Below are 26,117 nucleotides of genomic sequence, written 5' to 3'. Positions count from 1 at the left end.
ACTCCCATGCTGCGCCAGCTGCCGCGCTGGGCCTGGATCGGCGGAGGCCTGCTGGCCTTCATCGCCGGGATGATCAACGCGGTCGGCTTCATGGGATTCCGCCACCAGGCGATTACCCATCTCACCGGCACCGCCACCCTGATGGGCGTGGCCGCGGCCGAAGGCAACCGCGGCGAGCTGCTGCACTGGGCGCTGGCCATCGCGGCGTTCCTGGCCGGCGCGGTGCTCAGCGGCTTCATCGTGCAGCAGCATACGTTGAAGCTCGGGCGGCGCTACGGCGTGGCACTGATGGTGGAATCGGCCCTGCTGTTTTCGGCGGTGCCCTTGATCCACGCCGGCAACGACATCGGCCTGTACCTGGCCTCGATCGCCTGCGGCCTGCAGAACGCCATGGCCAGCACCTACAGCGGCGCCACGTTCCGCACCACGCATCTCTCGGGCATCTTCACCGACCTGGGCATCTATCTCGGCCAACGCCTGCGCGGGCTGGAGGTGGACATGCTGCGCATCCAGGTGTGCGTGCTGGTGGCCGGCAGTTTTATCGCAGGTAGCGCGGTGGGCGCGCTGGCATTCGGCACGCTGGCCGAGCGTACCTTGCTGTTGCCGGCAGTGATGACCGGGGCGATCGGGCTGGTCTATGCCGTGTATCGACATCGCCATCTGACGGATTGAGTAGCGAAATCGCCTGGGGGGAACCCAGCCCTTGCCGCGCCCCGCGGCTTCCCCGCGTTATGATTCCCCGCATGTCCGCCCGCGGTTCCTCCGACCTCTTCCCCGAATCCGACGACCTCAAGCCGCTGGCCGAGCGCATGCGGCCGCGCAGCCTGGATGAGATCGTGGGCCAGCAGCGCGTGCTCGCGCCGGGCAAGGCCTTGCGCCGCGCGCTGGAAGCCGGCCGCGTGCATTCGATGGTGCTGTGGGGGCCGCCGGGCTGCGGCAAGACCACGCTGGCGTTGCTGGTGGCGCGCTACGCCGATGCCGATTTCCGCGCGATCTCCGCCGTGCTGTCCGGCTTGCCGGAGGTACGCAAGGCGTTGGCCGAGGCCGAGGCCAACTTCGCGCAGGGGCGGCGCACGGTGCTGTTCGTGGACGAGGTGCACCGTTTCAACAAGGCGCAGCAGGATGCGTTCCTGCCGCACATCGAGCGCGGCGTGATCATCTTCATCGGCGCCACCACCGAGAACCCCTCGTTCGAACTCAATTCCGCACTGTTGTCGCGCTGCCGCGTGCATGTGCTGGAGGCGGTATCGGCGGACGACATCGTCAGTGCGCTGAAGCGAGCGCTCGATGATGCGGAGCGTGGCCTGGGCGGGCAGGGGCTTTCGGTCAGCGACGAATCGCTGCACCTGATCGCGCGAGCCGCCGACGGCGACGTCCGGCGTGCGCTGACCTTGCTGGAAATCGCCGCCGAGCTGGCCGAGGACGGCCGCATCGACGAGGCGACGCTCGAGCAGGTGCTGGCCGATCGCACGCGCCGTTTCGACAAGGGCGGAGAGCAGTTCTACGACCAGATCTCGGCATTGCATAAGTCCGTGCGATCGTCCGATCCGGATGCGGCTGTGTACTGGCTGTGCCGCATGCTGGACGGCGGCGTGGACCCGCTGTACCTCGCGCGGCGCATGACCCGCATGGCGGTAGAAGACGTCGGCCTGGCCGAGCCGCGCGCATGGCGCATGGCGCTGGACGCGTGGGATACGTACGAACGGCTCGGCAGCCCCGAGGGCGAGCTGGGGCTGGCACAGCTCGCGATCTGGCTCGCCATCGCGCCGAAGAGCAATGCGGCCTACACGGCCTACAACCAGGCCCGCGCGGTGGTGCGCGAGACCGGCACCCTGGACGTGCCCATGCACCTGCGCAACGCGCCCACCAAATTGATGAAGGGTCTGGGCTACGGCAAGGGCTACCAGTACGACCACGACGCCGTCGGCGGCATTGCGCTGGACCAGCAATGCCTGCCGGAGGCGCTCGAAGGCACTGTGTTCTACGAGCCGGTGGAACGCGGCCTGGAATTGAAGCTGCGCGAGAAGCTGCTGAGCCTGCGCGAAGCGCGACGCCAGGCGCGAGCGAAGAGCGAGTAACGCCACGGCGCGGCATGGCGTCGCGCGGCGAACCAACGAGGCCCGCATGTCCGTCGTCTGGTATTTCGATTTCATCTCTCCCTTCGCCTGGCTGCAGTGGCCGCACATCAAGGCGCTGGCGGAAGAACGGCCGGTGACGCTACGCCCGGTGCTGCTCGCCGGGGTCCTGGATCGCGTCGGGCAGAAGGGGCCGGCGGAGATTCCGGCCAAGCGCGAATTCATCTATCGCCACGTGCTGTGGCGCGCGCGGCAGGCCGGGTATCCGCTGCATTTCCCGCCGCGGCATCCGTTCAATCCGCTGGCCGCGCTGCGCCTGTGCATCGCCGCGGGCAGCGGCGTGCCGGCGACGGAAGCGATCTTCGACTGGATCTGGGGGCAGGGGCGCGAAGGCGACACGATCGAGGCGCTCGCCCCCGTGGCGACCGGCCTGGGTATCGCCGAACCGGCGGCCGCCGTGGCCGATCCCGCGGTGAAGGCGCAGCTCAAGGCCAACTTCGAAGCGGCCATGGCCGAAGGCGTATTCGGCGTCCCGACGCTGTCGATCGATGGAAGGCTTTTCTGGGGCAGCGACGCCCATGATTTCGCGCTGGCCTGCCTGCGCGATCCGGACCTGTGGGAAGAAGCGGAAATGCACCGCGTGGCCCACCTGCCGGTCGGCGCATCGCGTCTCTGATCGCCTGTTGCGACCACCCTTGCGGGATTTCGGCGGCCGGGCATAGATTCCGGCCACCGCAACGTTTTCGACCGGGGGGAGGAAGGGATATGCGCGTACTCGTGGCCGCCTTGATCGGCGGCATCGTGATGTTCATCTGGGGTGCCGTGGCGCACATGGCGCTGGGGCTGGGCAACGTAGGTATCCGGCAGCCCGTCGCCGAGGACACCGTGCTCGGCTCGTTGCACCAGGGGCTGGGGATGGAGGCGGGGGTCTACATCCTGCCGTCCGTCGATCCGGCGAAGCTGTCCGATCCGGCCGTGGCCAAGGCGTATAGCGAGAAGGCGAAGGCCGCGCCGTACGCATGGGTCGTCTATATGCCGCAAGGCGACGACATGATGCAGATGGGGCCGCAGCTTGGCCGGCAATGGGCTTCCGACACCCTTTCCGCGCTGGCGCTGGCTTTCGTGATGGGCCTGGCGGCGTTCGGTTTCCGCAAGCGGTTGGCGATCGCCGCGGCGGCGGCGCTGTTCGCCTGGCTGAGCGGCATGGTGCCGTACTGGAACTGGTACCGCTTCCCGCTGGACTTCACCCTGGCCGCGCTGGTCGAGCAGCTGGTGGGCTGGCTGTTGGCCGGCGCCGCGATCGCGTGGTGGCTGGGGCGCGGGGAGCGCCGGACGATCTGAGCGAAACGCTTGCGGGCCGCGGCGGAGATCGCTCCGCCGCGGCCTTGTCGCATTGCGGCCATGCGGGCCCGGCCGCCATAATCCGGCGTTCTCAAGCCATCACCCGGATCCGATCATGCTGGACCCCGCACTGCTGCGTTCGCGCCTGGCCGATACGGCCGCGCGCCTTAAGGAAGCCCGCGGCTACGACCTCGACGTCGCTGCCGTGGAAGCGCTGGAAAGCGAGCGCAAGCGGCTGGCCACCGAGACGCAGGAGCTGCAGAACCTGCGCAATACGCGTTCCAAGGCGATCGGCCAGGCCAAGGCCAAGGGCGAGGACGTCGCGGCGCTGATGGCCGAGGTCGCCGGCATCGGCGACAAGCTGAAGGCCAACGAACATGCCCTGGCCGAGGTGCAGGCCAAGCTCGCACAGATCGCGCTGGGCATTCCCAATCTTCCGCACGAGTCCGTGCCGCTGGGCAAGGACGAGACCGAGAACGTCGAACAGCTGCGCTGGGGCACGCCGCGCGCGTTCGATTTCGAGGTGAAGGACCACGTCGACCTCGGCGCCCGCCACGGCTGGCTGGACGCGGACGCCGGCGCCAAGCTCTCGGGCGCGCGCTTCACCGTGCTGCGCGGTCAGCTGGCGCAGCTGCATCGCGCGCTGGCGCAATACATGCTCAACCTGCACACGGCTGAGCACGGCTACCTCGAATGCAGCGTGCCGCTGATCGTCAATGCCGAGACCATGCAGGGCACCGGCCAGTTGCCGAAGTTCGAGGAAGACCTGTTTTCGACCCAGGTCGGCGACAGCAAGCGCTACCTGATTCCGACCGCGGAAGTGGCGCTCACCAATCTCGTGGCCGACACCATCGTCGAGGCCGACGCGCTGCCGATGCGCCTCACCGCGCATTCGATGTGCTTCCGCGCCGAGGCCGGCAGCTACGGCCGCGATACGCGTGGCATGATCCGCCAGCATCAGTTCGAGAAGGTCGAGATGGTGCAGATCGCCTCGCCCGAGCAGTCGCACGCGCAGCTCGAGGAAATGGTCGGCCACGCCGAGAAGGTGCTGCAGCAGCTGGGTCTGCCGTACCGCAAGGTGCTGCTGTGCACCGGCGACATGGGCTTCGCCGCAATCAAGACCTACGACCTCGAAGTGTGGCTGCCGAGCCAGAACACGTACCGCGAGATTTCCTCCTGCTCCAACTGCGGCGACTTCCAGGCCCGCCGCATGCAGGCCCGCTGGCGCAACCCCGCCACCGGCAAGCCGGAACTCCTGCACACCTTGAACGGCTCCGGCCTGGCCGTGGGCCGCACGCTGGTGGCAGTGATGGAGAACTATCAGAACGACGATGGTTCGATCACGGTGCCGGAGGTGTTGCGGCCGTATATGCGTGGGTTGGAGAAGATCGCCTGAAAGGGCGTGGGTCCGGACATGAGAAAGCCCGGCGTTCGCCGGGCTCTTTTTTAGCTTGATTGCGTAGCGCGCTTTGCCGTGCAGGGTGGGATGGTTCGGCCCATCCGTGGGCCGAACCCCTCCGCGCTTGCGCGCTACGGGGCCAGCCTGCGGCTGTCCAAATTCGCTCCCGGCGAATTTGTCGAACCCGGGTGGGTGCTTACCCCGTCTCTCCGCCAGATACCAGAACGCCCTCTCGGGGCGTTTTGCATTCGGCCTCGATGGCGGGCGCGCTTTGCCGTGCAGAGTGGGATGGTTCGGCCCATCCGTGGGCCGAACCCCTCCGCGCTTGCGCGCTACGGGGCCAGCCTGCGGCTGTCCAAATTCGCTCCCGGGGAATTCGTCGAACCCGGGTGGGTGCTCACCCCGTCTCTCCGCCAGATACCAGAACGCCCCCAATCGGGGGCGTTCTGGTATCTGGCGGAGAGAGTGGGATTCGAACCCACGGAAGGTTTGACCCTTCGCCGGTTTTCAAGACCGGTGCCTTAAACCGCTCGGCCATCTCTCCGTAAGCGCTGTGGATACCAGGGGTATCCAGGCCGGACATCCTATCAGGAATGGCCCGGTCTACGAATGGTGGTGAGCTCCGGTGCGCGAGGGTATCGCGCCGAAAAAGGGCGGCATGGGTAGCGCTGAGGGAACGGCGCAACTATTCCGGCAGGTTTCGCGTATAAGCGACAGTCTTTTCGATATCACCCACGACATGACCGCCATCGTCTGGTTCCGCCGCGATCTCCGCCTGGCTGACAACCCGGCCCTCTCGGCTGCCTGCGCGGCGCATGAGCGCGTGTTGCCCGTCTACATCCATGCGCCGGACGAGGATGGCGAGTGGGCGCCCGGTGCGGCCAGCCGGTGGTGGCTGCATGGCTCGCTGGAGGCGCTGTCAGGGGCGCTGGTGGGTCATGGCGGGAGCCTGCACCTGCGCGCGGGTGACTCCCTGGAGACGCTGCTCGCACTGTGCAAGGCTTCGGGCGCCACCGCGGTGTATTGGAACCGCTGCTACGAGCCCAGCGCTATCGCGCGCGACAAGCGCATCAAGGCGGCGTTGCGGGAGCAGGGCATCGATGCGAAGAGCTTCAACGCTGCCTTGTGGGTGGAGCCGTGGCAGGTGGCGACGAAGCAGGACGGTCCGTACCGCGTGTTCACGCCGTTCTGGCGGAGCGTGCGGGCGCAGTTGGCGCCGGATGCGCCACTCCCCGCGCCGCAGGCGATGCGGTTCGCCACGGTGTCGGGCGGCCTCCAGCTCGAAGCATTGGGTCTGCTGCCGCGCATCCGCTGGGACGGCGGCCTGCGCGAATCGTGGACGCCGGGCGAGCAGGGGGCGCTGGATGCGCTGGAGCTCTTCGCGGACGACGCTTTGAACGGCTATGCGCGGCTGCGTGACTTGCCAGCACGACATGGCACTTCGCGGTTGTCGCCGCACCTGCATTTCGGCGAGATTTCCCCGCGTCAGATTCACCATATCCTGCAACGAGACACGCAGCGGCTCGATGCGAAACGTAGGCTCGATCTGGAGCCATTCCTGCGCGAGCTGGGTTGGCGCGAGTTCGCGCACCACTTGTTGTTCCATTTTCCGCAGACACCTACCGAGAACTTCAGCCCCGGCTTCGCCAGTTTCCGCTGGGCCGAGCCCGACGAGGCGCTGTTGGAACGCTGGCGCCAAGGCCGTACCGGCATTCCTCTGGTCGACGCCGGCATGCGCGAGTTATGGCATACCGGCTGGATGCACAACCGCGTGCGCATGGTCGTGGCGAGCTTCCTCACCAAGAATCTCCGCCAGCACTGGCGGGAGGGTGCACGCTGGTTCTGGGACACGCTGGTGGATGCGGACCTCGCCAACAACACGCTTGGTTGGCAATGGGTGGCCGGTTGCGGTGCGGATGCGGCGCCGTACTTCCGCGTGTTCAATCCGGTGTCGCAGGCGCAGAAGTTCGATCCGGAGGGTGACTATCTGCGGCATTGGCTGCCGGAACTGAAGGACGCACCGCTGCCGCTGCTGCACGAGCCATGGAAAGATGCCGCGCTGCTCGCGCGCAGCGGCTATCCGGCACCGATGATCGACTTGGCGGCTTCGCGCCATGACGCGCTCGCTGCCTACCAGGCCATGCGCGGGCGCGGCTGATCGCTCGCGCCTGCGCAAGCACGCTGCGGGCTAGAGCTTGGGAAATTTGCCGGGCGCGTTCGAGTCGTTGCGCACCGTCAGTGCGGTCGACTTCGGCTGGTATGGCACCAGCGCATTGCTGTTGCCCACACGATGGCCTACGCCGCCGGTCAGGAACTTGTTGAGCTGGTATCCCAGGTTCTGCACCATCATGAAGGCCCGCTGGCCTCCCTTTTCCGGACCGGAAATCACGTTCCAGGCCTGTCCGCCGACGTGGTGGTGTTGGCCGCTGGTGTAATGAGTTGTCGGATTGATCACCGTATTGGTGTGAGGGATGTTCTTGCGCGCCAGGGTGGCCTGAACCGCGGCGGTGGCGGTTTCGGCGAGATGCTTGGCTGCCGCGGGCGGGAGAATCTTGCTGGCCATCTTCTGAAAGAAGCTCATGGTGTTTTCGCTCCCTCGAACGTCATGGGACGGAATGGGCTCGCGGCGGTCTCCGCGAGGTGGAGAACATCTGGCGGCGGGCTGTTGTCGGATGGTCGGTCGGCCACGTGGACATCGGCCTCCAGGGCGGCGAACAGTCGTCGCGCCTCGTCGGCTGCGTCGTGGCGATTGGATGGCCAGCGCAGCAGCTGCTCTTCATGTGCCGCGGGGCTGGTGATCGGCACGCCCGTGTCGTGGAAGCCGATCTTGCCGAGGCTTCGCCGCGAAACATGGTTGCTTGCGAAAACCTTGGCGTAGCAGGCGCGCAGACCCCAGTGCTCGCGCGCGAAGGCGAGCAGCGCGAGGCCCGTTCGCGTGCCATGGCCCTGCGCGCGGAAGTCGCGGCCCAGCCAGTAATGGAAGAAGCCCAGGCCGTCGTGCAGGACCAATCCGGCGCAACCGATGAATCCCTGCTGCCGGTGCCATATGCCGAACAAGGCGTGCTCCGGCGCGGCTTGGATGGCGTCGAGCCAGTCGTGCCATGCGTCGGCGCCCGCGAACTTGGGCCAGCAGCACAGGGCGGCGATCGCCGGGTCGGCGTACTGGCGATGGAAATGCTCGACATCGGCGTGCGCCAGCCGTTGCAACCGCAGCTCGCCGGAAGCCGGCTCATCGCTTGCGGCGAAGCGATTGCCCCGACTTGGCGCGGCTGCCATCGTCCCTGCGTTCATGGGTTTCCATTCATGCGCTTGCCATCGGCGGCGACCATCGCCGCCCGGGGCGTTTGCATGGAAGGAATCAAAAGGCGTGCCAGGTGCCCGGAGCGCGTTCTGCCGCGAATTCAGGCCATTTCAGCGGATCGGCGACACGCCGGCTGAGAGCTTTCCGTCACGGCGCCGTGTGGAATCGCACACGCCGGCGTGGCTATCAACCGCGCGTATCGGGCTCCGCCACGGCGCTCGCGCTGCCGCTGCGCTTGAGCATCCAGGCCAGCACCGGCGGCGTGACCATCGCGGTCAGCAGCGACATGGCCACGATGATGGCGTAGGTGCGGTCGCTGAAGACGCCCGCCGCCAGGCCCAGGCTGGCGATCACCACGCCCACCTCGCCGCGCGGCACCATGCCGAAACCCACGATGGTGGCGCTGCGCTTGCCCAGCGACAGTGCGCCGAGGAAGCCGCCGGCGAGCTTGGACACGATGGCGATGGCGGTGACGATGGAGAGCGTGAGGATGGCGTCGCCGCTGGCCAGCTGCTGCAGGTCGATCTTGCTGCCCGTGATGACGAAGAAGAATGGCGTGAGCAGCGAAAGCAGTGGCTGGACCTGCTTTTCCAGCGTGTGCTGCTGGCGGGTTTCCGAAGCGATCATGCCGGCCAGGAAGGCGCCGATGATGGCGGCGAGCCCGAACAGCGTGGAGACGTAGGCTAGGCCCAGGCACAGCGCCAGCACGATGCCCAGCGCGGAGTTCTGCGCGCGCGGCTTGTCCAGCCAGCTGGAATTCCAGCGCATGGCGCGCGCACCGCCGAAGCCGATCACCGCGATGAAGCCGATCGCGCCGACCAGCGTGGTGACCAGATGCATGGCGTTGAAGCCTTCGCCGCCCTGCAGCGACACCACCACGCCGAGCAGCAGCATCGCGAGGATGTCGTCGATCACCGCGGCGCCGAGGATCACCTTGCTCTCCACGCGCTGCAACGCATTGAGTTCCTGCAGCACGCGCGCAGTGATGCCCGCGGACGTCGCGACGAAGGCGGCGGCAATGAACAGCGACTTGCCCCAGTCGTAGCCGCTCGTATGCGCCCACATGCCGCCCAGGCCAAACGGCACGAGGACGCCCAGCACGCCGACGAGGAAGGCGACCTTGCCGACCTTCTTCAAGTCCTCCAGGCGGGTTTCCAGACCCACCGCGAACAGCAGCAGGACCACGCCGATCTCGGCCAGCACGTCCAGCGGGGTGCCGGTGGCGATCTGCTCGGGGGTGATCCAACCCAGCACCGAGGGGCCGACCACGCAGCCGGCGGCGATCTCGCCGACCACGCCGGGCAGCTTGAACCGCTGGGCGATTTCGCCACCGATCTGCGCGGCGACGAACACGATGAAGAGGGTGAGCAGGATGTCGGCTGCGTGATGCATGCAGGGGTCCTTCCGGAGGCGCGAACCGGTCCATGCTACATGCTGGCAAGTGTGTTGGGGCGCCTCTTGGTCCGGCTTAGGACGCACGGCGGGAACGCGGATGCTTCACCCGGCGTACCGGCCAGGATGTCTTCCGCGGATCAGGTCGCGGTTTCGGCCGGCGCTTTCGCCGGCTGGCGGTCCAGGCGGCTGAAGACCCAGCTGGCGGTGGCGGTGACCACGCCCAGCAGCAGCACCGTCCAGCGGAAGGAGGCCACGTAGTCGTCGTGCGCATGGCCTTGCAGGAGGGCTTCCATCAGCAGCGAGGCGAGCGCGATGCCGAAGCTCATGGACAGGTACTGCGCCGTCGAAGCCATCGAGGAAGCCATGGAGGCGTACTTCACGTCCAGGTCGTTGTAGATCAGGGTGTTCATGGCGGTGTACTGCAGCCCCATGAAGCCGCCGTAGACGAACACCATCGGGGCGATCACCCACATCGGCGAGTCCTTGCCCAGCAGGGCGAAGGATGCCAGCAGCACCGCCACGATCAGCGTGTTGGAAAGCAGGAAGCGGCGGTAGCCCATGCGCTGCAGCAGGCGATTGATTACCCACTTCGCGCAGATCGAGCCCAGCGCCTGCGGCACCATCATCAGGCCGGCCATGGTCGGCGACCAGCCGCAGCCCACCTGCAGGAACAGCACCAGCAGCAGGAACATGCCCGACACGCCCAAACGCGTGAACAGATTGCCGGCCAGCGACACCCACACGCTGCGGATGCGCAGAAGGGTGAGGTCCGCCACCGGGTACTCAGTGCGCCGGCTGTGCCACACATAGACGCCGCCGAAGATCAGCGCGAGCGTGCCGCTGATGGCGATCTGCGGCCATTGGCCACCACCGCCGCTGGCGACCTCGGAGGCGGTCAGCAGCATGGCGGACGCGGTGGCGAACAACAGGAAGCCGGGCAGATCGAAGCGATGCGGATCCGCGAGGCGGTAATCGGGCATCTCCCGGCCATTCATCCAGTAGCCGATCACGCCGACCGGCACGTTGATGAGGAAGATCAGGCGCCACGAGGTGTACTCGGCCAGCACGCCGCCCAGCAGCGGGCCGATCACGGAGCCGAGCAGGCCGACGGTGGCCACTGTGCTCATGGCGCGCACGAAGTCGCGCTTGTCGATGCTGCGCACGAGCACGTAACGCCCGACCGGCATCAGCGCGGCACCGCCAAGGCCTTGCAGCACGCGGGCGGCGACCAGCTGGGGCAGGGTCTGCGACACGCCGCAGAGCAGCGAGCCGACCGTGAACACGGCAATGGCGGCGGCGAAGATGCGGCGGGTGCCGAAGCGGTCGCACATCCAGGGGCTGGCGGGGATGAAGATCGCCAGCGTCAGCACGTAGCTGGTGAGCGCGATGCGCATGCCCAGCGGCGTGACGCCGAGCGCTTCGGCCATGGCCGGCACCGCTGTGTTGACGATGGTGGAGTCCAGCGCTTGCATGAAGAACGCCGCGGCGACCAGCCAGATGAGTCCGCGGTAGCGTTCGCGCGAGGAAAGCGTCGGCGGAGCGGGAGGCGTGTTGCCGGGCGTGCCGAGCTGGGGAGGCACTTCCGTGGCTGCGGGGGTATCGGACATGACCCGTGCATGATAGCGGCTACAGCAATTGCTTTTCGTGGACGCGATGGCCAGGGTTGGGCACTCGTCTTAGGGCCGCTTGCCGGCCACCGTTATTTCCCGCGCCGGGCGCTTCCAGCGTCCGGCGCGAATTTTTTTGTACACGGCGCGCATGCGTCGCGGATGGAACCTTGCCGGGATATCGCCATGACCACGTCATGATCGCCCCGCTATTGAACAGCAGCCGCCGATCGTCATTTCCAGCCTCGGCCGACCTGGAGCGCACCGAAGCCCTGCTCGAACGCATGTCTACCGCCGAGGCGCAGGGGCATATCGTCCCGCAGGCCGAACTGGACCGTGCGGAAGTGCGCGAGCCGACGGAGATCCCACCGGACGTAGTGACGATGAATTCGCAGGTCACCGCCGGGGACGAAACCACCGGCGAGCGAGTCGCGCCCACCCTGGTGTATCCGGCCGGCGCCGGCGAGGCGGGGCGCGTCTCGATACTGGTGCCGGTGGGGAGCGCGCTGCTGGGCCTGGCGAAGGAGCAGCACCTAGGTTGGCCGATGCCGGACGGCCGCGCGGCTGCTGCGGGGCGACATCGGCTACCAGCCGGAGGCGGCCGGGGATTTCCATCGCTGACGTCGTGCAGGAAACGTGAAGACGCCTCGCACCGTCACGCCTAATCCCAATGCTTGGAGAAACCCACCTGCACGCCATGCGGCAGGAAACTGACGATCCATGGGGATTTTCGATGCTCGGCCCATAGGCCAACGCCCACGCCGATCGCCGCGCCGACCAGGACGTCGCTCTGCCAATGTCCGTGAGTTTTTACGCGAGCCACGGCGTCGTAGGCCGGCAGGAGGGCCAGGGCGTAGATGGCCGGGTGCTCCCCGCCGTAGTGGGCCATGATCGGGGTGACGGCGGCTGTGATCGCGGCGACCTCGCCGCTGGGAAAGCTCTGCGCGTGCCAGCCCTTGAACCATTGGTTGGGGCTGTCGGTCTGCGAGGGGCGTTCACGCTGGAACGTCCATTTCAACGCCTGCGTCCCGACGGCGGTGACCACCATGGAATCGACCGAGCGCCAGAGCGTATCGCCGAGTTCGTCGTCGTCGCCCAGCCAGAGGGCGCCGGCTCCTGCGGACACAATGGTCCCGTAGTAGACGATGTTCTGGTTGCGGCGTTTCCAGATACCGCTGTCGTCGTAGTGGAGCTTGTGATCGATGCCGAAGGGGCCCCCGGCCGCTAGAGCAGAATGGGGTAGGCAAAAGGCCGCCGCAGCGATCGCGAGCAGACGGACCGTAACGCTGGTGGCACGCATAACCGAACCTCCGGAAAAGCTCGGACACCCCCGGGAACTACGGTAATCCCCGCCGCTTTCGGTCCGCTTACTCGCTAAACTCCGCGGCATGAGGAGCCCCGCATGAGCCATCCCCCCGCCCCCGACGTCCAGGCCCGCGCCGCCGAGCTGCGCGAGAAGATAGAGCGTGCCAACTATTGCTACCACGTGCTCGACGAGCCGGAGATCACCGACGCCGAATTCGATCGCCTGCTGCGCGAACTGGAGGCATTGGAGAACCAATACCCCGCGCTGGCCACGCCCGATTCGCCGACCCGGCGGGTGGGCGCCCGGGCGGTGGGCGGCTTCGCCGAGGTGCGGCATGCGATTCCCATGCTCTCGCTCAGCAATGCGTTCGAGCAGGAAGGTGAGACCGACCAGGAGCGTTTCCGCGAAGTGGCGGATTTCGAACGGCGCATCGAGCAGACTCTGCATCGACGCGAGCCGGTGTTCTCGGTCGAGCCGAAGCTGGACGGCCTGGCGATCAGCCTGCGCTACGAAAACGGTGTGTTCGTGCAGGGTGCCACGCGCGGCGACGGCGAAACCGGCGAGGACGTCACTGCCAACCTGCGCACGGTGGACGCGATCCCGCTGCGCCTGCGCGGCGAGGACTGGCCGAAGGTGCTGGAAGTGCGCGGCGAAGTGATCATGCTGCGCAAGGATTTCGAGGCGTTCAACGCCCATGCGCGCGCTCACGGCGAGAAAGTACTCGCCAATCCCCGCAACGGCGCGGCCGGTTCGCTGCGGCAGCTGGATCCGGCGATTACCAAGAAGCGCAAGCTGAGCTTTTTCGCCTACGCCATCGGCGTGGTGGAGGGCGGCGAGATTCCCGGCACTCACTCGGCCACGCTGCAGAAACTGCGCGACTGGGGTTTTCCGGTTTCGCACGAAGTGGGCACGGCGCGCGGCCTCAAAGGCCTGATCGCCTATTACCGCCGCATCGGCGAGAAGCGCGACCAGTTGCCGTTCGACATCGACGGTGTGGTCTACAAGCTGGACGACTACGAGGGCCAGCGCGAGATGGGCTTCGTTTCGCGCGCGCCGCGCTGGGCCATCGCGCACAAGTTCCCGGCGCAGGAGCAGACGACCGTCGTCGAAGCCATCGAGATCAATATCGGCCGTACCGGCGCGGCTACGCCGCTGGCGCGCCTGACGCCAGTGCAGGTGGGCGGCGTCACGGTCAGCAATGCCACGCTGCACAACGCCGACCAGGTGGCGCGCCTGGACGTGCGCGTGGGCGACACCGTGATCGTGCGCCGCGCGGGCGACGTGATCCCCGAAGTCGTGCGCGTGATGACGGAGCTGCGGCCGCCGCACACCAAGGCCTGGCACATGCCATCCCATTGCCCGGTATGCGGCTCGGAACTGCTGCGCGAAGAGGGCGAGGCGGTGTGGCGTTGTTCCGGCGGGTTGATCTGCGCGGCGCAGCGCAAGGAGGCGTTGATCCACTTCGCTGCGCGCCGCGCGATGGACATCGAAGGCATCGGCGAACGCTTCGTCGATGCGCTGGTGGATTTCGGTTACGTGCACACGCCGGCCGATCTGTACAAGCTGACGCTGGACGATTTCCTGGAGATGAAGCGCCGCGCCGACGAGCGCGACGGCACCACGCCGGAGACCGTGAAGCAGGGCAAGGTCGCCACCAAGTGGGCGGAGAACCTGATCGAGGCGATCGAGGCCAGCAAGCGCACCACGCTGCCGCGTTTTCTCTATGCGCTGGGCATCATGCACATCGGCGAAAGCACGGCCAAGACCCTGGCGACCTGGCTCGGGCGGCTGGACCTGGTGCGTTCGACGCCGGCGCCGGTGCTGCGCGTGCTGCCCGACATCGGCGACGAAGTGGCCAGTTCCATCGACGGTTTCTTCGCGCAGGAAGGCAACCAGAACGTGGTCGATCAGCTGCTCGCCTCCGGCATCGTGTTCAGCGACGAGGGCACGCCGTCGCCCAAGCTGCGCGGCAAGCTCGGCCTGGACGTGCTGCTGGATACGGCCAGGGTGTCCAAGCTCGGGCCGAAGAGCACGCAGCTCCTGGCGCAGCACTATCCGACGCTGCAGCAACTGGTCCGTGCCGGTGCCGCGCATTGGGTGGTGGCGGGCGTGCCTTCCGCTGCCGCCGGCAACCTGGAGAACTTCCTCGCCGACAAGGAAAACCTGGCCGCGCTGGAAGAGGCCGAGGCGGCGATGCACCGCCTGCTGGAGGCTATTCCGAAATCCGCCAGCACGGCCGCAGCGCCGCTCGAGGGGCAGACCGTGGTGCTCACCGGCACCTTGTCGTCGCTGACCCGCGACGAGGCCAAGGAGCGGCTGGAAGCGCTCGGCGCCAAGGTATCCGGCTCGGTGTCCAAGAAGACCAGTTTCGTGGTCGCCGGCGAGGCGGCCGGCTCCAAACTGGACAAGGCGCAGGAGCTCGGCGTGGAGGTGTGGGACGAAGCACGGCTGGTGGCGCTGCTGGCCGAACACGAGGGCGGTGCATGACGGCCAGGGAAACGCCGCGCGTGGTGCCGCTCCCGCGCGATCGCTCGTCCTTGCAGCTGCGCGCGCGGCTGAATGCGATGGTGCGCCAGTTCTTCGCCGAACGCGGCGTGCTTGAAGTGGAGACGCCGATCCTTTCGGCTGCGGGTAACACCGATCCGAACATCGAAAGCTTCACCGTGTCCTTCAACGGGCACGTCGACGCAGGCGCGCGCGAACGCTGGTTGCGCACATCGCCGGAGTACCCGCTCAAGCGCCTGCTGGCCGCAGGCATCGGCGATTGCTACGAACTCGGACGGGTCTTCCGCAACGGCGAGGCTGGCGGGCGGCACAATCCCGAATTCACCATGCTGGAGTGGTACCGCGTGGGCTGGGACCACCGGCAGCTGATGGAAGAGACCATTGCCCTGGTCGAGGCGGGGCTGGCCCTGGTTGGTCGGCGTGCGGAAGTAGTCGTCGAAAGCTATCGCCAGCTGTTCCTGGACGAACTGGGGCTGGACCCGCTCCATGCGCCGATCGACGAACTGCGGGCGCCGCTGGAGGACTACGGCATCGGGCCGGAAGGGCTGGGCCGCGACGACTGGCTGGACCTGCTGATCACGCACAAGCTGCAGCCGGTATTTCCGCGCGACCGCATCACGGTGATCCACGATTACCCAGCCAGCCAGTGCGCGCTGGCGAAGATCCGGCCGGGCGATCCGCCGATGGCCGAGCGCTTCGAGCTGTTCCTGGGACGCTACGAGCTGGCCAACGGCTATCACGAGTTGAACGACGGCGCCGAGCAACGCCGGCGCTTCGAGCGCGACAACGCGGTGCGCCGTGAGCGCGGCCTGCGCGAGGTCCCGATGGACGAGCACCTGCTGGCGGTGCTGGACGCCATGCCCGATTGCGCAGGCGTGGCCTTGGGCATGGAGCGGCTGCTGATGTGCCTGGCCGGGACGGACGCGATCGCGGATGTGCTGGCGTTCCCGTTTGCCGAAGCGTGACCGGTATGGGTCAGGCCGAAGCAGCCCCGGTGGCTCGGATTCCACGGCTTGCGTGAATGAGCGGCAGCCGTCCGATTGACTCGTTCGCGACGCGCCCGCAGAGTGGCCGCCGTGCTTAATCACCGCGAGGCTGCAATGAAACCCAGCGTACCCGGCGTCATCCTGATCGTGATCGGCGTGCTGTTCCTGTTGCGCAACCTGGGCTTCGACCTGAGGCTAGGCCAGCTGTTCGCTACCTGGTGGCCGGTGGCGCTGATCGCGCTGGGCGCCGGCATGATGTTCCGCCGCACCAGCTGATGCGCTCATGAAAAAGGCCGGTCGCCTGGCATCCTCCCGATGCCAGGCGACCGGCCTTCGTTCTGCTGGAATCAGTCTTTGCTTTCCAGCAGATGGCGGTAGATCAGGCCGCCGATCGCGCCGCCGATCAGCGGCACCAGCCAGAACACCCACAGCTGCTGCAGTGCCCAGCTGCCCTGGAAGATGGCCACGCCGGTGCTGCGCGCCGGATTCACCGAGGTATTGGTGACCGGGATGCTGATCAGGTGGATCAGGGTCAGCGCCAAGCCGATCGCCAGCGGGCCGAAGCCGGCCGGGGCGCGCTTGTCGGTCGAGCCGTGGATCACCAGCAGGAAGAACGCGGTGAGTACCAGTTCCGCCACGATGGCGGCCTGCAGGGAATAGCCGTTGGGGGAGTGCTCGCCGTAGCCGTTGGAGGCGAAACCCGCGCTGGCATCGAAGCCGGCCTTGCCGCTGGCGATCAGATACAGCACGCCGCCCGCGGCGATGGCGCCTATCACCTGCGCCACGACGTAAGGCAGCACGTCCTTGGCCGGGAAGCGGCCGCCGGCGCACAGACCGACGGTGACGGCGGGATTGAAGTGGCCGCCGGAAATGTGGCCGACGGCGTAGGCCATGGTCACCACGGTAAGGCCGAACGCGAGCGCCACGCCCGCGAAGCCGATGCCGAGGTCCGGATACGCGGCGGCCAGGACCGCGCTGCCGCAGCCGCCGAATACCAGCCAGAAAGTGCCGAAGAATTCGGCGGTCAAACGCTTGCCAATGCTCATGAGCAGGTCTCCTTGCGAAGGCAGGAAGGGAAAGTCGGAATGTGCTTGTTGCCCCTACGGCCCCGGTCGTCCTGTCCGGCGCGGTCGCTAGCCTAGCAAACGGCAGAAATAAAGCGACATCGCAATGATCCAAAAGAAGCGGCAGCAATCGCGGCGTCCCGGTGCTATGGTCCGCGGACCTTTCCGACCGTCCCCGCTTCCGACGATGACGCAAGCCGCTCCGTCCGTTTCCTCGGTGGATACGTCCGCCTCGCCGCTCTCCCGCAACGATCTGCGCACTCTGGCGCTCGCCGCGCTCGGCGGCGCGCTGGAGTTCTACGACTTCGTCGTGTTCGTGTTCTTCACGAAGACGCTGGGCCAACTGTTTTTCCCGGCCGATATGCCGGAATGGCTGGCGCAGGTGCAGGTGTATGGCATCTTCGCCGCCGGCTATCTGGCGCGTCCGCTGGGCGGCATCGTGATGGCGCATTTCGGCGACCGCTCGGGACGCAAACGGATGTTCACGCTGAGCGTCTTCCTGATGGCGCTGCCGACCTTGTGCATTGGCCTGCTGCCCACGTACGCGCAGCTGGGCGTGCTGGCGCCGATGCTGCTGTTGCTGCTGCGCGTGGTGCAGGGCGTAGCGATCGGCGGCGAAGTGCCCGGCGCGTGGGTCTTCGTGGCCGAACACGCGCCGGTCGGCCGCATCGGCTTCGCCTGCGCCAGCCTCACCTCGGGGCTGACCGCCGGCATCCTGATCGGCTCGCTGGTCGCCGCGGGCATCGCCGGCATGGGGACGGAGAAGGTGCTGGCCTACGGCTGGCGCATCCCGTTCGTGCTCGGCGGCGTATTCGGTTTCTTCGCGGTGTGGCTGCGCCGCTGGCTGAGCGAGACGCCGGTGTTCGCCGCCCTGCGCGAGCGCAAGGAGCTGGCGCGCGAACTGCCTCTCAAGCAGGCGGTGACCGGCCACCTGGATGGCGTACTGCTGAGCATGATGGTGACCTGGATGCTCACCGCGGCGATCGTGGTGGTGATCCTGATGACGCCGACCCTGGTGCAGAGCAGCTTCCACCTGCCGCAGTCGCTGGCGTTCCACGGCAACAGCCTGGCTGCCTTGATGCTGTGCTTCGGCTGCATCCTCGGCGGGCTGGCGGTGGACCGTTTCGGCCGTGGCCGTTCATTGCTGGTCGGGTCGCTGGCGCTGCTGGCCAGCACGTACCTGCTGTATCGCGATCTGCAGCAGGGGGGCGCGCATTTCATGGCGCTGTACGCCCTGGCCGGCCTGTGCGTCGGCGTGGTTGGCGTGGTGCCGGCCGTGATGGTGGCGGCGTTCCCGCCGGCCGTGCGTTTTTCGGGCCTGTCGTTCTCGTACAACGTCGCTTACGCGATCTTCGGCGCCATCACGCCGCCGCTCATTGCTTATCTCGCCGCCCGGCTGGGACCGATGGCGCCGGCGCACTACGTCGCGATCACCGCAGTGGTGGGCGTGCTGTGCGCGCTGTACCTGCTGACCACGCGGCGCGCTTTTCACGAGCGCTGACGCCGTATGCGCGTAGGCCGCGGCCGGCTTTGCCCCGGCCGCGGGCAGCGCTCAGAAATCCAGTTCCTGGGTGGCGCAGAGGTAGTCGATCATCGGCGCCAGGCGCTTGTAGGTTTCCACCAGCCACGGGCGCAATTCCGCCGAGCAGGCCAGCTTTTCGTCGAAGCCTTCGCCGGCCGCGAAATCCTTGCGCTTGATGTCCTCGATCAGCTCGTGCGCCGGATCGAAGCCGCGTGGCGGACGGGTGAGCGCTTCGCCCCAGAAGCCGAAGTGCTCGCGGAAGGTCTTGCTCTGCGTGGCGCGCTTCCAGGCGGCGGGATTGTCGGCGAGGAAGGCGCGGATGCGCTTGAGGGCGTCCGGCTCTGGATGCCACATGCCGCCGCCGGCGAAACAGTCGCCGGGCTGGATGTGTACATAGAACGAGGGCGCCGGTATTTCATGCCGGCGCTCGTGGAAGAAGCGCGCACCCTGCCAGGGCTTGTACGGCTGCTTGTCGTTGGAGAAGCGCGTGTCGCGGTGGATGCGGAACAGTGAGCCGCCGTTCTTGCGCGCGTCGGCACGGTAATACTTGCTGATCTTCGTCAGCGGCGCCTGCATGTCGGCGATCAGCTGCAGGAACGGGTCGCGCACGTCGCGCTCGTACTCGGGCTTGTGCGCCAGAAACCATTCGCGATTGTTGTTGCGCTCGAGCGCGCGGAGGAAGCGGAATGTGGCGGGCGTGAAGTAAGCGTTGGCCATGGAGATCGTGTGGTGTCAGGCGGGCAGAGGGGCGAGGTCGGCGGCGAGCTGGTCGCCCCAGACCTGCAACTGATCGAGCAGGGCGAGTTTGCCGGCATCGCCTGCATGCTCCGTGCGCAACTGGGCGATGCGCGCGAAGTAATCGGTGAGGGTGAGAGCGGTCAGCGGCGTGGGCTTGAGCAGGCGGTCGCGCCGGAAGGCGTCCCAGCGTTCGCGTTCCTCGGCGGACAGCGTTTCGGGCCAGTTGCGGGCGCGGTAGCGGAACAGCAGTTCTGGATAGCGCCCGTCGCGGAACGGGAACGCGCGGGTGCCCAGTTGTTCCGGCGGCGTGGCGCGCACCTCGGCGAGCAGGCGCTTGTCGGCGTCGGGCAGGAAGCCGCCGTAGAGCGCCAGTTCCGGATCGGCCGGCGGGGGCAGGTCGGCGGCGCGCTGGAAGACGCGGCGCAGCTTCTCGGCGAGGCCGTCGATGGCGGCCAGCGCGTCGCGGTGGACGAGGCATTGGTCGACGTCGAGCTGGAGGCGCGCGGTGTCCGTGCCCTTGAGTACCGACAGCGGCGCCAGCGCCGGCGAACGGTTGGCGCGCACCGTGCGCAGCGGAATGCGCTCCACCCCTTCGGGCAGATCGGCGCGGGCGGTGAAGACGCGATCGGCGATCTCCTCTTCGCCCAGAGCCAGCAAGGGCGAAGGATCGGCCGAGAGGTCGTACACGATGATTTCGCCCTGCCGTGTCGGGTGCGCCGCGATCGGCGCGACGATGGCCAGGCAGTAGCGGCTGGACGGGTAGCGGGATGAGACGTGCAGGACGGGCGTCATGTTCACCACGTCCAGCAGCTCGAACACCTTCTGCTTGCGGCGCAGCGCGAAATGCCAGTCCCACAGCCGTGGCTGGCGGACGCGGATCAGCCGGGCCAGGTCGATCAGCGCGTAGACGTCGGAGAGCGCGTCATGCGCGCGTTCCTGGCGCAGGTGGTTGGCCGCGGCCAGGTGTTCCAGCTTGAAGCTGAGCGCGCCGTCGTCGCGCTTGGGCCATTCGATGCCTTCGGGGCGCAGCGCCGCGCACATGCGCACCAGGTCGATCAGGTCCCAGCGGGAATTGCCGTTCTCCCATTCGCGGCCGTAGGGCTCATAGAAATTGCGGTAGAGCATCTGCCGCGTGAATTCGTCGTCGAAGCGCAGCGAGTTGTAGCCCACGCCGCAGGTGCCCGGCGCCGCCAGCTGTTCGTGCACGCGGGCCGCGAAGGCCGCTTCGGACAGTCCCTCGCGCTCGGCCCGCTGCGGCGTGATGCCGGTGATCAGGCAGGCGTCCGGGTGGGGCGGCATGTCCCGCGGCGGGCGGCCGTAGAACATCACCGGCTCGCCGACGATCTCCAGGTCCATGGTGGTGCGGATGCCGGCGAACTGCAGCGGACGGTCGCGCCAAGGGTCGGCGCCGCTGGTCTCGTAGTCGTGCCAGAAGAAGGTCTGCATGGCGCGGATGATCGCACGGCGGACCAGCCACCATGCGACCGCGCGCACGGCCCGGCGCGCCGGGCAGCTTTGCCGGACTCGGGCCTTGCGGCGCCTGCTGCTAGACTGCGCGGCCAGGAGGGAGCATGAGCCAACCTAACGAAGAGAACCTGATCTGGATCGATCTGGAGATGACCGGTCTGGACACCGACAACGACTCCATTCTGGAAATCGCCACCATCGTGACCGACAAGGAGCTGAGCATCCTGGCCGAAGGCCCGGTGTTCGCCATCCGCCACGAGGTGGACCGGCTGGAGGCGATGGACGCCTGGAACCGCAACCAGCACCGCAAATCCGGCTTGTGGGACCAGGTGCTGGCGTCCGCCGACGACCATGCCGCCGCCGAACAGGCCACGCTGGATTTCCTCAAGGCCTGGGTGCCCGCCGGCAAATCGCCGATGTGCGGCAATTCGATCTGCCAGGACCGCCGCTTCATGCATCGGCAGATGCCGCGGCTGGAGCGCTACTTCCATTACCGCAACCTCGACGTGTCCACGCTCAAGGAGCTGTCGCGCCGCTGGTCACCGAGCATCTGCAAGAATTTCAGCAAGGAATCCGCGCACACCGCGCTGTCGGACATCCGCGACTCCATCGAGGAGCTGCGGTACTACCGGCAGTTCATGGGCGCGCTGGGCGGCGCGGGCTGACGTTCCGCCCGCGCACCCGAGTCAGGAGCCGCCATGTCCGCCGATCTTCTCGCCCCCGTACTCGATTGCGCCGGCCGCCGCCTGGTGCTGGACCGCCCGCGCGTGGTCGGCATCCTCAACGTCACCCCCGATTCGTTCTCCGATGGCGGCAGCCACGCCACCGTCGACGCGGCCGTCGCGCATGGCCTGCGGTTGGCGGAAGAGGGTGCCGACATGCTCGACGTGGGCGGCGAGTCGACCCGCCCGGGCGCCGAGGACGTGCCGCTCGACGAGGAGCTGCGCCGGGTGATCCCGGTGATCGAGCAGCTGGCCGCGCGTACGTCGCTGCCGATCGCGATCGATACCTCCAAGCCCGAAGTGATGCGCGCCGCGGTGGCGGCCGGCGCGGGCATGATCAACGACGTCTACGCCTTGCGCCGGGAAGGCGCGCTGGACGCGGCAGCCGAATTGCGCGTGCCGGTGTGCCTGATGCACATGCAGGGCGAGCCGCGCGGGATGCAGGACGAGCCGCGCTACGACGACGTGGTGGGCGAGGTGCACCGGTTCCTGGCGGATCGCCTGTTCGCCTGCGAGCTGGCGGGTATCGACAAGCGGCAGGTGATGGTCGACCCGGGCTTCGGCTTCGGCAAGACGCTGGAGCACAACCTGGCCCTCCTGCGCGCGATCGAGCGCTTCGGCAACCTCGGCAGTGGCTGCTACGTCGGCCTCTCGCGCAAATCGATGATCGGCCGGCTGACCGGTCGCGAGGAGCCCGCCCAGCGGGCGGCCGGTTCGGTGGCCGCGGCGCTCATCGCCGTGCAACGTGGCGCGCGTATGGTGCGCGTACATGATGTGATCGCTACGGTCGACGCTTTGGCCGTTTGGCATGCCGTGGCTGCAGGGGAGCCTACGGTGCGCCGGGAAACGCGTCCGGCCGCGCCTCGCTGGCCGGACGACGAATAAACATGCAACCGCGCCCACGTGGCGCGCCGACAGGATCCCCTATGAGCGAACGCAAGTACTTCGGCACCGATGGCATCCGCGGTCCGGTGGGCCAGTGGCCGATCAGCGCGGACTTCATGCTGCGGCTGGGCCGCGCCGCCGGCGTGGCGCTGGCGCGCGATACCAAGGGCCGCCGGCCGAAAGTGCTGATCGGCAAGGACACGCGCGTGTCCGGCTACATGTTCGAAGCGGCGCTCGAAGCCGGCCTAGTGGCGGCCGGCGTGGACGTGGGCCTGCTCGGCCCGATGCCGACGCCAGCGGTGGCGTTCCTGACCCGCTCGCTGCGCGCCCAGGCCGGCATCGTCATCAGCGCCTCGCACAATCCGCACCAGGACAACGGCATCAAGTTCTTCTCGGCGACCGGCGAAAAGCTCTCCGACGAACTGGAATTGGCGATCGAACAGGAGCTGGACGCCGAGTTCACCACCGAGCCTTCGGAGCGCCTGGGCAAGGCCAGCCGCGTGGACGACGCCGTGGCCCGCTATGCGGAGTTCTGCAAGGCCACGGTGGACGAACACTTCACTTTGCGCGGCCTGCGCATCGTGCTGGATTGCGCCAATGGCGCGACCTATCAAGTGGCGCCGAAGGTATTCGCCGAGCTGGGTGCGGAAGTGATCGCGATCGGCGATCGGCCGGACGGTTTCAACATCAACCGCGGCGTGGGGTCCACGCATCCGCAGACGCTGCAGCTGACCGTGCTCGAGCACCATGCGGACCTGGGCATCGCCTTCGACGGCGACGGTGACCGCGTGCAGATGGTGGACCGCGAAGGCGTACTGGCCGACGGCGACGACATGCTGTTCATCCTCGCCCGCGCGTGGCAGGCCCAGGGCCGCCTGCAGGGGCCGGTGGTGGGCACGCTGATGAGCAACTACGGCCTGCAGCAGGCGCTGGGCGCGCTGGACGTCGAGCTCATCCGAGCCAATGTGGGCGACCGCTACGTGCTGCAGAAGCTCAAGGAGCACGGCGGCCAGCTCGGCGGCGAGACCTCCGGCCATATTCTCTGCCTGGACCGCGCCACCACCGGTGACGGCATCGTCTCGGCGCTTGCCGTGCTGGAGGCACTGGGCGGACGCGACCTGGCGGAAGCGCGCCAGGGCCTGCACAAGATGCCCCAGATCATGATCAACGTGCGTGCCCAGGGTGCGCGCGAATCGCTGCAGAGCGACGAAGTGAAGCAGGCGCTGGCGGACACGGAAGCCTCCCTGCGCGGCCGCGGCCGGGTAGTGCTGCGCGCCTCCGGCACCGAGCCGCTGGTGCGGGTGACGGTGGAGGCGGCCGACGAGGCCGAGGTGAGGCGGATGGCGGAGAAGCTGGCCGAGGTCGTAAAATCCGTCGCCGAACGCTCGTGAGCCAGCGGGGCGGGGTCTGCAAGACCCGCGTCCTGCCCAGGTCGCCAAGGATTGGCCCGACGTGCCCCGCCCCTGCGGTGGCGGGTTCGATAAATCGACCGCACGCCTACCTGTGGATCACGACACCATGACGACCAAACGGGTTCCCACCCTCGACATCCGCCGCTACGACACCGACCGCGAGGCCTTCGTGGCGGAACTGGGCGCGGCCTACCGCGAATACGGTTTCTGCGGCATCAGCGGCCACGGCATCCCCACCGAGCTGATCGACCACGCCTACCAGGCGTTCCAGCAGTTCTTCGCGTTGCCTGCCGAGACCAAGATGAAGTACCACGTGCCCGGCACCGGCGGCGCGCGCGGCTACACGCCGTTCAAGGTGGAAACGGCCAAGGACAGCAAGCACGCCGACCTCAAGGAGTTCTGGCACGTCGGCCGCGAGATTCCGCGCGACTCGCGCTTCGCGGACGTGATGGCGCCGAACCTTTGGCCGGAAGAAGTGCCCGCCTTCAAGCCGTACGGCTATGGGCTGTACGAGGCGCTGGACGATCTGGGCACGCGCGTGCTGCGCGCGCTGGCGCTGCATATCGGCCTGCCGGAGAACTATTTCGAGGACAAGACCGACCAGGGCAATTCCATCCTGCGCCCGATCTACTACCCGCCGATCACCGAGGACAACATCCCGAACGTGCGCGCCGGTGCCCACGAGGACATCAACTTCATCACCTTGCTGGTGGGCGCCAGCGCCGAAGGCCTGGAAGTGCTGACCCGCGAGGGCGAGTGGCTGCCGATCACCACCCAGGGCGATGCCATCGTGGTGAACATCGGCGACATGCTGCAGCGCCTGACCAACCACGTGTATCCGTCCACCACGCATCGCGTGGTGAACCCGCAGAACGAGAACGCGCGCAAGCCGCGGTACTCGGTGCCGTTCTTCCTGCATCCCAACCCGGACGTGGTGTTGGACCCGTTGCCGCAGTGCGTGACGCCGGACAATCCCCGCCGCTACGACACGTCGATCACCTCGCACGAGTACCTGCAGCAGCGCCTGCGCGAGATCAAGCTGATCTGACGTGCGGCCGTGACTTCCGGTCGGTTCGCGCCGGCCGGGAGTCCGCTAGCCTCATGGCTCTTCCTTGCCGTGGAACAGCCATGCTGCGCGCCCTGCCTGCCCTTGCCCTCCTGCTCGCCGGCGGCATCTGCTGCGCCGCGGAATCCGTCTTGCCCATCCGCGCCATGGACCCGTTGCTCGGCAGCTGGAAGTGCGAGGGCGTCTTTCCCATCAGCGGCAAGAGGATCGCTTCGACCCTGCGCCTGGAATCCTCGCTGGGTGGCGCGGTCGTGCTCAAGCATCATGACGATCTGCCGCCGTCGACCTATCGCGCACTGGAAACCTGGGCGTACGACGCCAAGGCCGGACAGTTCCGCGCCGCGGTGGTGGACGGCTCGGGCGGCATGCGCCTGTTCAGTGCGCCGGGCTGGGAAGGCGACACGCTGACCTGGACCTCGGCGCCCGACGTCCAGCCGGCCCAGAAGTTCATCTATGTACGCGAGGCGGGCGGCGCGTTGCGCGTCGATTGGCAGATCATGCGTGGCAACCAATTCGTGGTGGGCGACACGCTGACCTGCAAACGCCAGTAATTCGTTTTCTTATGCCGGCGGGCCGGCAAAGCCGGCGCTAGAGTGGCGGGCAATTTCACCAGGGAGCGCCACCATGCCCGTGACCCCGTACACGGAAAAGCACTTCACCGCTTCGGACACCGTTCGCGATCTGGTGATCGGCATGGCGGACGGCCTGACCGTGCCGTTCGCGCTGGCGGCCGGCCTGTCCGGCGCCGTGGCTGCGAGCCGGCTGGTGGTGGTGGCCGGCGTGGCGGAGATCGCGGCCGGCGCGATCGCGATGGGGCTTGGGGGTTATCTGGCCGCCCGTGGCGACGCGGACCACTACCGCGCGGAGCGGGCGCGGGAACATTTTGAGGTACGCGAGCTCGCGCATCGCGAAGAGGACGAAGTGGTGCAGATCTTTGCCCACTACGGCCTGGACCGGGCGGCATGCGCACCGATCCTCACCCATTTCCGCGCGCACCCCGACAAGTGGGTGGATTTCATGATGCGTTTCGAACTCGGGCTCGACCAGCCCGAGCCGGGGCGCGCCTTGCGCAGTGCCCTGACGATCGGCGGGGCCTACATCATCGGCGGCCTGGTGCCGCTGTTGCCGTACATGCTGGTCGGCGAGATGTCGCGCGCCTTGCCTTTGTCCGTGGTGTGCACCTTGATCGCGCTGGGCCTGTTCGGCGCCGCCAAGGCGAAGTTCACCGGCATCGGCATGCTGCGCGGCGCGATGCAGACTATGCTGGTGGGCGGACTCGCTTCCGCGGCGGCCTTCCTGCTGGCGCGCCTGATCGGCGGCTGATCG

At 67.6% G+C, this 26,117-nt stretch carries 25 protein-coding genes and 1 tRNA gene; 17 read left to right on the top strand and 9 right to left on the bottom strand.

What is annotated here, in order from left to right:
• Positions 1–6 precede the first annotated feature (6 nt).
• From RKE25_RS14210 to serS, 5 genes are all read left to right on the top strand, one after another.
• Complete coding sequence (locus RKE25_RS14210; RefSeq protein ID WP_311838753.1) at positions 7–672, top strand: YoaK family protein; 666 nt, start codon at positions 7–9, stop codon at positions 670–672.
• Positions 673–743: 71 nt separating this feature from the next.
• On the top strand, positions 744–2,078 hold the full coding sequence (locus RKE25_RS14205) for a replication-associated recombination protein A (protein WP_311838752.1): 1,335 nt from the start codon (positions 744–746) through the stop codon (positions 2,076–2,078).
• 46 nt (positions 2,079–2,124) lie between these two features.
• The gene (locus RKE25_RS14200; RefSeq protein ID WP_311838751.1) at positions 2,125–2,751 is read left to right on the top strand and encodes a DsbA family protein; all 627 of its coding nucleotides are present in this window, start codon (positions 2,125–2,127) and stop codon (positions 2,749–2,751) included.
• An 89-nt stretch (positions 2,752–2,840) separates the two neighbouring features.
• Positions 2,841–3,416 carry a hypothetical protein gene (locus tag RKE25_RS14195; protein WP_311838750.1) on the top strand — a complete coding sequence of 192 codons (576 nt, stop codon included), beginning with the start codon at positions 2,841–2,843 and terminating at the stop codon, positions 3,414–3,416.
• Between the two features lie 115 nt (positions 3,417–3,531).
• On the top strand, positions 3,532–4,812 hold the full coding sequence (serS, locus tag RKE25_RS14190; RefSeq protein ID WP_311838749.1) for a serine--tRNA ligase: 1,281 nt from the start codon (positions 3,532–3,534) through the stop codon (positions 4,810–4,812).
• A gap of 457 nt (positions 4,813–5,269) precedes the next feature.
• Here the strand turns inward: serS and RKE25_RS14185 are convergent.
• Positions 5,270–5,359: transfer RNA gene (locus RKE25_RS14185), tRNA-Ser, on the bottom strand.
• A gap of 195 nt (positions 5,360–5,554) precedes the next feature.
• Here RKE25_RS14185 and RKE25_RS14180 point away from each other — a divergent pair.
• Positions 5,555–6,973, top strand: a complete 1,419-nt coding sequence (locus RKE25_RS14180) for a deoxyribodipyrimidine photo-lyase (RefSeq protein WP_311838748.1) — start codon at positions 5,555–5,557, stop codon at positions 6,971–6,973.
• A gap of 30 nt (positions 6,974–7,003) precedes the next feature.
• Here the strand turns inward: RKE25_RS14180 and RKE25_RS14175 are convergent, their stop codons facing one another.
• The 4 genes from RKE25_RS14175 to RKE25_RS14160 form a co-directional block, all read right to left on the bottom strand.
• A complete protein-coding gene (locus RKE25_RS14175) occupies positions 7,004–7,396 on the bottom strand; it encodes a hypothetical protein (protein WP_311838747.1) in 393 nt (130 codons plus the stop codon).
• Entirely contained in the window at positions 7,393–8,091 is a 699-nt protein-coding gene (locus tag RKE25_RS14170) for a GNAT family protein (protein WP_311838746.1), read from the bottom strand. The genes RKE25_RS14175 and RKE25_RS14170 overlap by 4 nt, the downstream gene beginning before the upstream one ends.
• Positions 8,092–8,302: 211 nt before the next feature.
• Positions 8,303–9,508, bottom strand: coding sequence for a cation:proton antiporter (locus tag RKE25_RS14165; protein WP_311838745.1), 1,206 nt, complete (start codon positions 9,506–9,508; stop codon positions 8,303–8,305).
• Between the two features lie 140 nt (positions 9,509–9,648).
• Positions 9,649–11,118: an MFS transporter gene (locus RKE25_RS14160; protein WP_311838744.1), complete on the bottom strand. Its 1,470-nt coding sequence runs from the start codon at positions 11,116–11,118 to the stop codon at positions 9,649–9,651.
• A 197-nt stretch (positions 11,119–11,315) separates the two neighbouring features.
• Between RKE25_RS14160 and RKE25_RS14155 the strand changes: the two genes are divergently transcribed.
• Entirely contained in the window at positions 11,316–11,783 is a 468-nt protein-coding gene (locus RKE25_RS14155; protein ID WP_311838743.1) for a GreA/GreB family elongation factor, read from the top strand.
• Here RKE25_RS14155 and RKE25_RS14150 read toward each other — a convergent pair.
• On the bottom strand, positions 11,780–12,418 hold the full coding sequence (locus tag RKE25_RS14150) for a phosphatase PAP2 family protein (RefSeq protein ID WP_311838742.1): 639 nt from the start codon (positions 12,416–12,418) through the stop codon (positions 11,780–11,782). The genes RKE25_RS14155 and RKE25_RS14150 overlap by 4 nt on opposite strands.
• A 102-nt stretch (positions 12,419–12,520) precedes the next feature.
• Between RKE25_RS14150 and ligA the strand changes: the two genes are divergently transcribed.
• From ligA to RKE25_RS14135, 3 genes are all read left to right on the top strand, one after another.
• Positions 12,521–14,911, top strand: coding sequence for an NAD-dependent DNA ligase LigA (gene ligA / locus RKE25_RS14145; RefSeq protein WP_311838741.1), 2,391 nt, complete (start codon positions 12,521–12,523; stop codon positions 14,909–14,911).
• Complete coding sequence (epmA, locus tag RKE25_RS14140) at positions 14,908–15,894, top strand: EF-P lysine aminoacylase EpmA (protein ID WP_311838740.1); 987 nt, start codon at positions 14,908–14,910, stop codon at positions 15,892–15,894. Before ligA ends, epmA begins: the two co-directional genes overlap by 4 nt.
• Before the next feature lie 135 nt (positions 15,895–16,029).
• Positions 16,030–16,191 carry a DUF5668 domain-containing protein gene (locus tag RKE25_RS14135; protein ID WP_311838739.1) on the top strand — a complete coding sequence of 54 codons (162 nt, stop codon included), beginning with the start codon at positions 16,030–16,032 and terminating at the stop codon, positions 16,189–16,191.
• Between the two features lie 71 nt (positions 16,192–16,262).
• Here RKE25_RS14135 and aqpZ read toward each other — a convergent pair whose 3' ends face one another.
• Positions 16,263–16,961 (bottom strand): aquaporin Z, encoded by a 699-nt coding sequence (gene aqpZ, locus RKE25_RS14130; RefSeq protein WP_311838738.1) that lies wholly within the window; start codon positions 16,959–16,961, stop codon positions 16,263–16,265.
• 205 nt (positions 16,962–17,166) lie between these two features.
• Between aqpZ and RKE25_RS14125 the strand changes: the two genes are divergently transcribed.
• Complete coding sequence (locus RKE25_RS14125; protein WP_311838737.1) at positions 17,167–18,480, top strand: MFS transporter; 1,314 nt, start codon at positions 17,167–17,169, stop codon at positions 18,478–18,480.
• 51 nt (positions 18,481–18,531) lie between these two features.
• Here the strand turns inward: RKE25_RS14125 and RKE25_RS14120 are convergent, their stop codons facing one another.
• On the bottom strand, positions 18,532–19,218 hold the full coding sequence (locus tag RKE25_RS14120) for a DUF2461 domain-containing protein (RefSeq protein ID WP_311838736.1): 687 nt from the start codon (positions 19,216–19,218) through the stop codon (positions 18,532–18,534).
• 15 nt (positions 19,219–19,233) lie between these two features.
• Positions 19,234–20,685, bottom strand: a complete 1,452-nt coding sequence (gene sbcB, locus RKE25_RS14115; RefSeq protein ID WP_311842393.1) for an exodeoxyribonuclease I — start codon at positions 20,683–20,685, stop codon at positions 19,234–19,236.
• Positions 20,686–20,810: 125 nt separating this feature from the next.
• On the opposite strand from sbcB, the gene orn reads away from it, so the two are divergent.
• The 6 genes from orn to RKE25_RS14085 all read left to right on the top strand — a co-directional run bounded on the left by orn (position 20,811) and on the right by RKE25_RS14085 (position 26,114).
• Positions 20,811–21,371, top strand: a complete 561-nt coding sequence (orn, locus tag RKE25_RS14110) for an oligoribonuclease (protein ID WP_311838735.1) — start codon at positions 20,811–20,813, stop codon at positions 21,369–21,371.
• A gap of 33 nt (positions 21,372–21,404) precedes the next feature.
• Positions 21,405–22,313, top strand: coding sequence for a dihydropteroate synthase (gene folP, locus RKE25_RS14105; RefSeq protein ID WP_311838734.1), 909 nt, complete (start codon positions 21,405–21,407; stop codon positions 22,311–22,313).
• 41 nt (positions 22,314–22,354) lie between these two features.
• Entirely contained in the window at positions 22,355–23,704 is a 1,350-nt protein-coding gene (gene glmM / locus RKE25_RS14100) for a phosphoglucosamine mutase (RefSeq protein WP_311838733.1), read from the top strand.
• A 127-nt stretch (positions 23,705–23,831) separates the two neighbouring features.
• Entirely contained in the window at positions 23,832–24,773 is a 942-nt protein-coding gene (locus tag RKE25_RS14095) for a 2-oxoglutarate and iron-dependent oxygenase domain-containing protein (RefSeq protein WP_311838732.1), read from the top strand.
• Positions 24,774–24,853: 80 nt separating this feature from the next.
• Entirely contained in the window at positions 24,854–25,342 is a 489-nt protein-coding gene (locus RKE25_RS14090) for a hypothetical protein (protein ID WP_311838731.1), read from the top strand.
• A gap of 73 nt (positions 25,343–25,415) precedes the next feature.
• Complete coding sequence (locus RKE25_RS14085) at positions 25,416–26,114, top strand: VIT1/CCC1 transporter family protein (protein ID WP_311838730.1); 699 nt, start codon at positions 25,416–25,418, stop codon at positions 26,112–26,114.
• The last annotated feature ends 3 nt before the right edge of the window (positions 26,115–26,117 follow it).

The sequence above is a fragment of the Dyella sp. BiH032 genome (assembly GCF_031954525.1).
GTDB lineage: Bacteria > Pseudomonadota > Gammaproteobacteria > Xanthomonadales > Rhodanobacteraceae > Dyella_D.
Note: the sequence above shows the minus strand (reverse complement) of the source record. Positions and strands in the feature narration are given on the sequence as shown.

Bases quoted from the DNA above. Each gene is read 5' to 3' on its own strand.
- RKE25_RS14210 (WP_311838753.1), top strand. From the start codon at position 7: ATGCTGCGCCAGCTGCCGCGCTGGGCCTGGATCGGCGGAGGCCTGCTG.
- RKE25_RS14205 (WP_311838752.1), top strand. From the start codon at position 744: ATGTCCGCCCGCGGTTCCTCCGACCTCTTCCCCGAATCCGACGACCTC.
- RKE25_RS14200 (WP_311838751.1), top strand. From the start codon at position 2,125: ATGTCCGTCGTCTGGTATTTCGATTTCATCTCTCCCTTCGCCTGGCTG.
- RKE25_RS14195 (WP_311838750.1), top strand. From the start codon at position 2,841: ATGCGCGTACTCGTGGCCGCCTTGATCGGCGGCATCGTGATGTTCATC.
- serS (WP_311838749.1), top strand. From the start codon at position 3,532: ATGCTGGACCCCGCACTGCTGCGTTCGCGCCTGGCCGATACGGCCGCG.
- RKE25_RS14180 (WP_311838748.1), top strand. From the start codon at position 5,555: ATGACCGCCATCGTCTGGTTCCGCCGCGATCTCCGCCTGGCTGACAAC.
- RKE25_RS14175 (WP_311838747.1), bottom strand. From the start codon at position 7,396: ATGAGCTTCTTTCAGAAGATGGCCAGCAAGATTCTCCCGCCCGCGGCA.
- RKE25_RS14170 (WP_311838746.1), bottom strand. From the start codon at position 8,091: ATGGCAGCCGCGCCAAGTCGGGGCAATCGCTTCGCCGCAAGCGATGAG.
- RKE25_RS14165 (WP_311838745.1), bottom strand. From the start codon at position 9,508: ATGCATCACGCAGCCGACATCCTGCTCACCCTCTTCATCGTGTTCGTC.
- RKE25_RS14160 (WP_311838744.1), bottom strand. From the start codon at position 11,118: ATGTCCGATACCCCCGCAGCCACGGAAGTGCCTCCCCAGCTCGGCACG.
- RKE25_RS14155 (WP_311838743.1), top strand. From the start codon at position 11,316: ATGATCGCCCCGCTATTGAACAGCAGCCGCCGATCGTCATTTCCAGCC.
- RKE25_RS14150 (WP_311838742.1), bottom strand. From the start codon at position 12,418: ATGCGTGCCACCAGCGTTACGGTCCGTCTGCTCGCGATCGCTGCGGCG.
- ligA (WP_311838741.1), top strand. From the start codon at position 12,521: ATGAGCCATCCCCCCGCCCCCGACGTCCAGGCCCGCGCCGCCGAGCTG.
- epmA (WP_311838740.1), top strand. From the start codon at position 14,908: ATGACGGCCAGGGAAACGCCGCGCGTGGTGCCGCTCCCGCGCGATCGC.
- RKE25_RS14135 (WP_311838739.1), top strand. From the start codon at position 16,030: ATGAAACCCAGCGTACCCGGCGTCATCCTGATCGTGATCGGCGTGCTG.
- aqpZ (WP_311838738.1), bottom strand. From the start codon at position 16,961: ATGAGCATTGGCAAGCGTTTGACCGCCGAATTCTTCGGCACTTTCTGG.
- RKE25_RS14125 (WP_311838737.1), top strand. From the start codon at position 17,167: ATGACGCAAGCCGCTCCGTCCGTTTCCTCGGTGGATACGTCCGCCTCG.
- RKE25_RS14120 (WP_311838736.1), bottom strand. From the start codon at position 19,218: ATGGCCAACGCTTACTTCACGCCCGCCACATTCCGCTTCCTCCGCGCG.
- sbcB (WP_311842393.1), bottom strand. From the start codon at position 20,685: ATGCAGACCTTCTTCTGGCACGACTACGAGACCAGCGGCGCCGACCCT.
- orn (WP_311838735.1), top strand. From the start codon at position 20,811: ATGAGCCAACCTAACGAAGAGAACCTGATCTGGATCGATCTGGAGATG.
- folP (WP_311838734.1), top strand. From the start codon at position 21,405: ATGTCCGCCGATCTTCTCGCCCCCGTACTCGATTGCGCCGGCCGCCGC.
- glmM (WP_311838733.1), top strand. From the start codon at position 22,355: ATGAGCGAACGCAAGTACTTCGGCACCGATGGCATCCGCGGTCCGGTG.
- RKE25_RS14095 (WP_311838732.1), top strand. From the start codon at position 23,832: ATGACGACCAAACGGGTTCCCACCCTCGACATCCGCCGCTACGACACC.
- RKE25_RS14090 (WP_311838731.1), top strand. From the start codon at position 24,854: ATGCTGCGCGCCCTGCCTGCCCTTGCCCTCCTGCTCGCCGGCGGCATC.
- RKE25_RS14085 (WP_311838730.1), top strand. From the start codon at position 25,416: ATGCCCGTGACCCCGTACACGGAAAAGCACTTCACCGCTTCGGACACC.